The sequence below is a fragment of the Peterkaempfera griseoplana genome (assembly GCF_001418575.1).
In the GTDB taxonomy this organism is placed as follows: domain Bacteria; phylum Actinomycetota; class Actinomycetes; order Streptomycetales; family Streptomycetaceae; genus Peterkaempfera; species Peterkaempfera griseoplana.
Map to the genome: position 1 here is coordinate 1 of NZ_LIQR01000236.1, position 6,869 is coordinate 6,869.

Consider the following 6,869-nt stretch of genomic DNA (forward strand, 5'->3'; position numbering starts at 1 on the left):
CGCCGACCTCGGCCGGCACCCCCGAGCCGCCCAGCGGGCCGTACGGCAGCTGCAGCCCCGGCCGGGCGGCGGCAGGCGGCGGACCGCCGGGGCGGCGCCCGGCAGCCCCGGGGGCCCGCGGTGAAGCTCTCCCTGGACGCCTTCACGCTCACCGCCGACTACGGCCGCGCCCACACCACCTTCGACCTCCACACGGACGGACAGGACGCCCCCGCCGCCCGGATGCACAAGGAGGGCGCCTACAGCAGCAGGCACCCGTTCCAGGTGTACGGCGGTCCCGGGCTCGACCGGCTGCTCGGCCAGGTCACCCCGCACTCCGCCCGGTCGGCCGACGGAACCCCGATCGGCCGGGTCGACCACCGCGAACGACTGCTCCGGCACCCCGAGTGGACCTTCGTCCAGGACGGCCTGGGGAGGCTGACCGGTGAGCCCGCCGGGGTCGGCAGCACGCTGCGGCGCGGCACGCCGCTGCACGTCCTGCTGGACCGCCCGGCGCTCGACACGGTCCTCGCCACCCGTCTCCGCTTCCGGGCCGGGCAGTCCGCCGGGTTCGACCTGACCCGCCGCGCCGGGGCCGCCGCCCGCTACGCGCTGCGGATCCACGACCCGCGCATCGACCGGCTGCTGGTCCTGGCCTGCGTGCTGCACTTCGACACCTACGGTTCGACGGACCCGCGCAAGCGCGCGGTGGACCGGGCCACCGGCCCGTGACGGCCGCCCGCACGGACGGCGGCGGGCAGCCCGCCGGCGTCCGGCTTGACCTCAAGGGCGGTTGAGGTCCTACCGTCCGTACATGAGCATGGAGACCACGGCCTGGAGCCAGCTGCACAGTGTCATGAACGCCGCGCAGCAGCGCCGCCCACTGGCCCGCGACACACTGCGCCGCGTCGGGGCGTTCGCGCGCCCGCACCGGCGCCGCATCACCGAGTTCGTACTGCTCAGCGTGGTGACCGCGCTGCTGGCCGTGGCAACCCCGGTCCTCGCCGGACGGGTGGTGGACGCCATCGTCTCGGGCCACGACTCCGGGGTGATCACCACCCTGGCGGTGTGGATCGCCCTGATCGCCGTCGCCGAGGCCGGGCTGGGGCTGCTCGGCCGCTGGCTGTCCGCCAACCTCGGCGAGGGACTCATCCTCGACCTGCGCACCGCCGTCTTCGACCACGTCCAGCGGATGCCGGTGGCCTTCTTCACCCGCACCCGCACCGGGGCGCTGGTCAGCCGGCTCAACAACGACGTGATCGGCGCCCAGCGGGCCTTCAGCAACACCCTCTCCGGAGTGGTCAGCAACATCGTCACCCTGCTGCTGACCCTCGGCGTCATGCTCACCCTGTCCTGGCAGATCACCGTGTTCGCCCTGGTCCTGCTGCCGGTCTTCGTCGTGCCCGCACGGCGCATGGGCGCCCGGATGGCAGGACTCCAGCGGGAGGCCGCGGCCCACAACGCCGCCATGGGAACCCAGATGACCGAGCGGTTCTCCGCCCCCGGCGCCACCCTGGTGAAGCTCTTCGGCCGGCCCGCCGACGAGTCCGCCGAGTTCGCCGCCCGCGCCCGGCGGGTGCGGAACATCGGGGTGCGCACCGCCATGGCGCAGTCCGGGTTCATCACTGCCCTCACCCTCGTCTCCGCCCTCGCCCTGGCACTGGTCTACGGACTCGGCGGCCACTACGCGCTCACCGGCACCCTGGAACCGGGCTCCGTCGTCGCCCTGGCCCTGCTCCTCACCCGGCTGTACGCCCCGCTCACGGCCCTGGCCGGGGCCCGGGTGGAGGTGATGAGCGCCCTGGTCAGCTTTGAGCGGGTGTTCGAGGTGCTCGACCTGGAGCCCCTCATCGCCGACAAGCCGGACGCCCGCGAGGTGCCCGCCGGCCCCGTCGCGGTGGAGTTCGACGGCGTCCGCTTCGCCTACCCGTCCGCCGACAAGGTCTCCCTCGCCTCCCTGGAGGAGGTCGCCAACCTGGACACCCGCGCGGGCGGCGATGTCCTCCTCGGCGTCTCCTTCCGCGCCGAGGCGGGCCGCACCGTGGCGCTCGTGGGCTCCTCCGGGGCGGGCAAGTCCACCATCGCCCAGCTGCTGCCCCGCCTGTACGACGTGGACCAGGGCGCCGTACGCATCGGCGGCGTCGACGTACGCGACCTCTCGGCGGCGTCCGTGCGCGCCACGGTCGGCATGGTCACCCAGGACGGGCACCTCTTCCATGACACCGTCCGGGCGAACCTGCTGCTCGCCAGGCCCGAGGCCACCGAGGACGCGCTGTGGGACGTGCTGCGCCGGGCACGCCTCGACACCCTGGTGGCCGAACTCCCCGACGGCCTGGACACCGTGGTGGGGGAGCGCGGCTACCGGCTCTCCGGCGGCGAACGGCAGCGCATGACCATCGCCCGGCTGCTCCTCGCCGGACAGCGGGTGGTCATCCTGGACGAGGCCACCGCCCATCTGGACAACACCTCCGAGGTCGCGGTCCAGGAGGCCCTCGCCGAGGCCCTGGAGGGCCGTACCGCCCTGGTCATCGCGCACCGCCTCTCCACGGTGCGCGCCGCCGACCTGATCCTGGTGGTCGAGGGCGGACGGATCGTGGAACGCGGCACCCACACCGAACTGCTCGCGCTGGACGGCCGGTACACCGAGCTCTACCGCACCCAGTTCCGGGCGGAGGACGACGAGGCGGAGCCGCTCGAGGCCGCCTGAGTCCCCGCCCCGGTCAGGGGGTCCCGGTCGACCGCCAGCCCAGCCAGCGGTCGACCGGGACCGTGATCACCGCCCCCGCCGGGGGCCGTTCCCGGTACTGCGGATACCGGGCCGCCAGCAGCGCGGCGGCCCGTGTCCGGAGCACCGGGTCGCCGTCCGGGGGAACCACCCGGGCGCGGCCGCGGGCCTGCACCCACCACAGAAGATCCCAGTCGTCCCGGTAGCCGCTGTCGGCCAGCAGACAGACGGTGGGGTTGGCCGCGATGTCGGCCAGGCGGCGCAGCCTGGGGGACCGTTTGGGCTTGTGGTCGACGGCGGTGAGGACGGTGTCGCCGTCCAGCGCGAAGAGGACCGGCACCAGATGCGGCCGGCCCTGCGCGTCGGCGGTGGCCAGCCGGGCGATCCGGCACCCCCCGAAGCGCACCCGGGCCTGGGCGGCCGCCATGTCCGGCACTGCGGTCCCCGGTCAGCGGTAGCGGGCGGCGACGTCCGCCAGCCGGTCCAGATGCTCCAGGGTCTCCGGCTCCGGGTGCGTCGGCAGGAAGAACATCACCCGCTCCACCTCCAGCGCCAGATACCCCTCCACCACCTCGGGCCTGCCCTCCGCCGCGTACACGGAGACCGGCACCCGGCGGCCCGCCGCCTGGTTCAGCCGCTCCGTCTGCGGCGCCAGCTGGTCCGGCGGGATGGCGTTGACCAGCCAGGCGTCGCCGTACTCGGCGATCCGCGGGAAGGCGGCCTCCCCGCCTCCCACATAGATCGGCGGGTGCGGCCGCTGCACCGGCTTGGGCCAGCTGAAGACCGGGTCGAAGTCCACGAACTCCCCGTGGAACTCGGCCTCGTCCGTGGTCCACAGGGCGATGATCGCCCGCATCCGCTCGTCGACCAGCCGGGCCCGGGTACGCGGGTCGGTGCCGTGGTTGCGCATCTCCTCGCGGTTCCAGCCGATCCCGATGCCCAGCACCGCCCGGCCGCCCGAGACCAGGTCGAGGGAGGCCACCTCCTTGGCGGTGACGATGGGGTCGCGCTGGGCGATCAGGGCGATGCCGGTGCCCAGCAGCAGCCTCTCGGTGACCGTCGCGGCGCTGCTCAGCGCCACCATCGGGTCCAGCGTCCGGTAGTAGATCCGGGGCAGCTCCCCGCCGCCCGGGTAGGGCGTCTCCCGGCTGACCGGGATATGGGTGTGCTCGGCGATGAAGAGCGAGTCGAAGCCGCGCTCCTCCACGGCCCGGCCCAGTGCTGCGGGGGCGATCCCCTCGTCGGTGATGAAGGTGGCGATCCCGAACTTCACGGCGGCTCCTCCGGTGTTCCCAGGTGTACGTCGACGGGCTGCTGACAGCACCCTCGCCCCTACCCACCGCGGCTGCCACCGGTCGCGGGTGGCCGCCGTTCCCGTCCCGCTACCGTGGACCGGTGCGCACCGTGGAGCTGACCTGCGATCCCGCCTTCGACCATGCGGTACGCGAGGTGTGGGGGAGGCTGGCCGACGCGGGTCTGCCCAGCCTCACCCACAACCCCCATCCGGCGCACCGCCCGCACCTCACGCTGGCGGCGGCCGGCCACTTCCCGCCCGGTGCCCAGGCGCGGATCGACGCTCTGCTGGCCCCGCCGGCGCTGCCCCTGCGGATCCGGCTCTCGGGGCTGCTCTCCTTCAGCGCGCGCAGCCGCCGCCGGGTGCTGGCCTGGGGGGTGGTGCCCGGTCCGGAGCTGCTGCAGCTGCACAGCGCGGTCTGGGAGGCGCTCGGCGACGCAGGGGAGCCGCATCCGCTCTATCTCCCGGGACGCTGGATGCCCCATATGGGGCTGACCCGGCGACTGGAGCCCGGCCAGCTGGTCACCGCCCTGGAGGTGCTGGGCAGGCTCCCGGACCTCCCGGGCGCGCTGGACGCGGCCCGCAGCTACGACACCGACACCCGCCGCACCGTGCAGCTGGGCGGCGGCTGAAGCGGACGCTCCCGGTCGGCGGGCGGCGAGCCGGCCGACGGCCGGTGCCGGGGGCGCCGCATCCCCGGCGGCGGTACGGGTACGTCCGAGGTGCAGGGGGTGCCCCTGTATCGCGCGGGGACGGACGGAGGCCGACATGGCACGTGGTACGCGGACGCCGCCCGCCGGGGCCGCCGCAGGAGGCGTACTGCTGTCGCAGGCCGCCGGGCGCTGGGTGCTGGCCGCAGCCGTGATCGGCTCCGGGATGACCTTCCTGGACTCCACCGTGGTCAATGTGGCGCTGCCCACGCTGGGCGCGGACCTGCACGCCTCCCTGGCGGCGCTGCAGTGGACCGTCAACGGCTACACCCTCACCCTGGCGGCGCTGATCCTGCTCGGCGGTTCGCTGGGCGACCGCTTCGGGCGGCGGAGGATCTTCATGGTGGGCACCGTCTGGTTCGCGGTGGCCTCGCTGCTCTGCGGCCTGGCACCCGCCCCCGGACTGCTGATCGCGGCCCGCGCCCTGCAGGGAGCGGGAGGCGCACTGCTCACACCAGGGTCGCTGGCTCTGATCCAGGCGTCCTTCGCCAAGCAGGACCGGCCCAGGGCGATCGGAGTCTGGTCCGGACTGGGCGGGGTCGCGGGGGCGCTGGGACCGCTGCTCGGCGGCTGGCTGGTGGACGCGGTGAGCTGGCGCTGGGTCTTCTTCATCAATGTGCCGCTGGCGGCCGCGGTGGTGGCCATCGCCGCCACCCGGGTCCCGGAGAGCCGGGACGAGACCGCCACGGGCAGCTTCGACTGGCAGGGCGCCGTGCTGGCCGCGGTGGGCCTGGCGGGCATCACCTACGCCCTGATCGGGGCCGCCGAACCCGGCGCCGACCCGGTGGTGGTGGCGCTCACGGCGGTGATCGGCGTGGCCGCGCTGATCTGCTTCGCCGTGGTCGAGCACCGCAGCCGCAACCCCATGCTGCCGCCCGGGATCTTCGCCGAGCGGCAGTTCACCGCGGCCAACGCGGTCACCTTCGCGGTCTATGCGGCGCTCGGCGGGGTCTTCTTCTTCCTGGTGGTCGATCTGCAGATCGAGGCGCGGTTCTCGGCGCTGGCGGCCGGCTCCTCGCTGCTGCCGGTGACCGTGATCATGCTGGCGCTCTCGGAGCGGTCCGGGCGGCTGGCGGAGCGGATCGGACCGCGGATCCCGATGACGGTGGGGCCCGCTGTCTGCGCCGGTGGTCTGCTGCTGCTGAGGCGGATCGACACCTCCACCGACTATCTGACGGATGTGCTCCCCGGGGTCTGTGTCTTCGGGCTGGGGCTGGCCACCACCGTGGCACCGCTCACCGCGACCGTGCTGGGGTCGGTCGAGGCACGCCACGCCGGGATCGCCTCCGGCGTCAACAACGCGGTGGCCCGGGCTGCCGGGCTGATTGCGGTGGCGGCGCTGCCGCTGGTGGTCGGCCTCTCGGGTCGGCACTACCACGATCCGTATGCCTTCGGCCGGGCCTTCGACGCGGCCCTGCTGGTCTGTGCGGGGCTGCTGGCGGCCGGCGCGGTACTGGCCTGGTGCACCATCCGCGCGGATGTGCTGCGGGAGGAGGCGGCGCCCGCCGCCCCGCCGCCCTGCCATCACTGCGCCCTGGGGGCGCCGCCGATGCAGGCGCCCGCCGCCGGGCCCAGCGGACCGGTCTGCGGTCCGGCGTCCGGGGGAGCGGCGGGGGAGCGGCCGGACGGCTGAGCGGACCGGGGCCGGATGCGGCACGCCCGGCGGTCGGGGCGTGCCGCATCCGGGGACGGAGGGGCCGTGGTCAGCCCGTGGGGACGGTCCACTTCCGGTGGGAGCCGCCTGGCAGGGTCCGGAGGCCGGGCGCGCGGGGGAGGGGCGATACGGCTCCCTCGGCGAAAGTGATGGACCGGTCCATAGGGGTGCCGTGCACTTCCGGCCGAAGCCGGGCGGCCGGATCGCGCGGGTGCGGGCGATGAGTCTCCCGCCGATTCCGGTGCGCCGCGCCGTTCGGCATGGATGACGATCTCCGTATCCGAGTGGTCACATGGAGTCATAGCGGAGCGGGTCGCGGTGGTTTCCGGCCGCATCGGCGCCTTGCCGTCGCGTCCGGTTCACCCTTCCCTGACTGTCCTCGGCAATGCGGAGGGAAACACTGGCGTCCGCTATCCGGAACCGACTTGGGAGGAGTGACCGCTGTGCACGGTCGACTGCGCACCGCCATCCTGACCACCGCCGGCCTGCTGGCCGCCGCCACCGGCC

The 6,869-nt window shown here is 74.3% G+C and carries 6 protein-coding genes; 4 read left to right on the forward strand and 2 right to left on the reverse strand.

Annotated features, from left to right (window positions below; all coding sequences use genetic code 11):
* Positions 1-120: 120 nt before the first annotated feature.
* Both AOK09_RS18210 and AOK09_RS18215 read left to right on the forward strand, forming a co-directional pair.
* Positions 121-711: a hypothetical protein gene (locus AOK09_RS18210; RefSeq protein ID WP_055588266.1), complete on the forward strand. Its 591-nt coding sequence runs from the start codon at positions 121-123 to the stop codon at positions 709-711.
* A gap of 82 nt (positions 712-793) precedes the next feature.
* Complete coding sequence (locus AOK09_RS18215; RefSeq protein WP_079063188.1) at positions 794-2,686, forward strand: ABC transporter ATP-binding protein; 1,893 nt, start codon at positions 794-796, stop codon at positions 2,684-2,686.
* A 13-nt stretch (positions 2,687-2,699) separates the two neighbouring features.
* Here AOK09_RS18215 and AOK09_RS18220 read toward each other — a convergent pair whose 3' ends face one another.
* Together AOK09_RS18220 and AOK09_RS18225 are read right to left on the reverse strand one after the other, a co-directional pair.
* Positions 2,700-3,131, reverse strand: coding sequence for a TIGR03668 family PPOX class F420-dependent oxidoreductase (locus AOK09_RS18220; RefSeq protein WP_107101368.1), 432 nt, complete (start codon positions 3,129-3,131; stop codon positions 2,700-2,702).
* Positions 3,132-3,152: 21 nt separating this feature from the next.
* Entirely contained in the window at positions 3,153-3,977 is an 825-nt protein-coding gene (locus AOK09_RS18225; protein ID WP_055588269.1) for an LLM class F420-dependent oxidoreductase, read from the reverse strand.
* A gap of 122 nt (positions 3,978-4,099) precedes the next feature.
* Here AOK09_RS18225 and AOK09_RS18230 point away from each other — a divergent pair, with 122 nt between their 5' ends.
* Together AOK09_RS18230 and AOK09_RS18235 are read left to right on the forward strand one after the other, a co-directional pair.
* Complete coding sequence (locus tag AOK09_RS18230; protein ID WP_055588270.1) at positions 4,100-4,630, forward strand: 2'-5' RNA ligase family protein; 531 nt, start codon at positions 4,100-4,102, stop codon at positions 4,628-4,630.
* Between the two features lie 136 nt (positions 4,631-4,766).
* Positions 4,767-6,341, forward strand: coding sequence for an MFS transporter (locus AOK09_RS18235; RefSeq protein ID WP_055588271.1), 1,575 nt, complete (start codon positions 4,767-4,769; stop codon positions 6,339-6,341).
* Positions 6,342-6,869 lie beyond the last annotated feature (528 nt).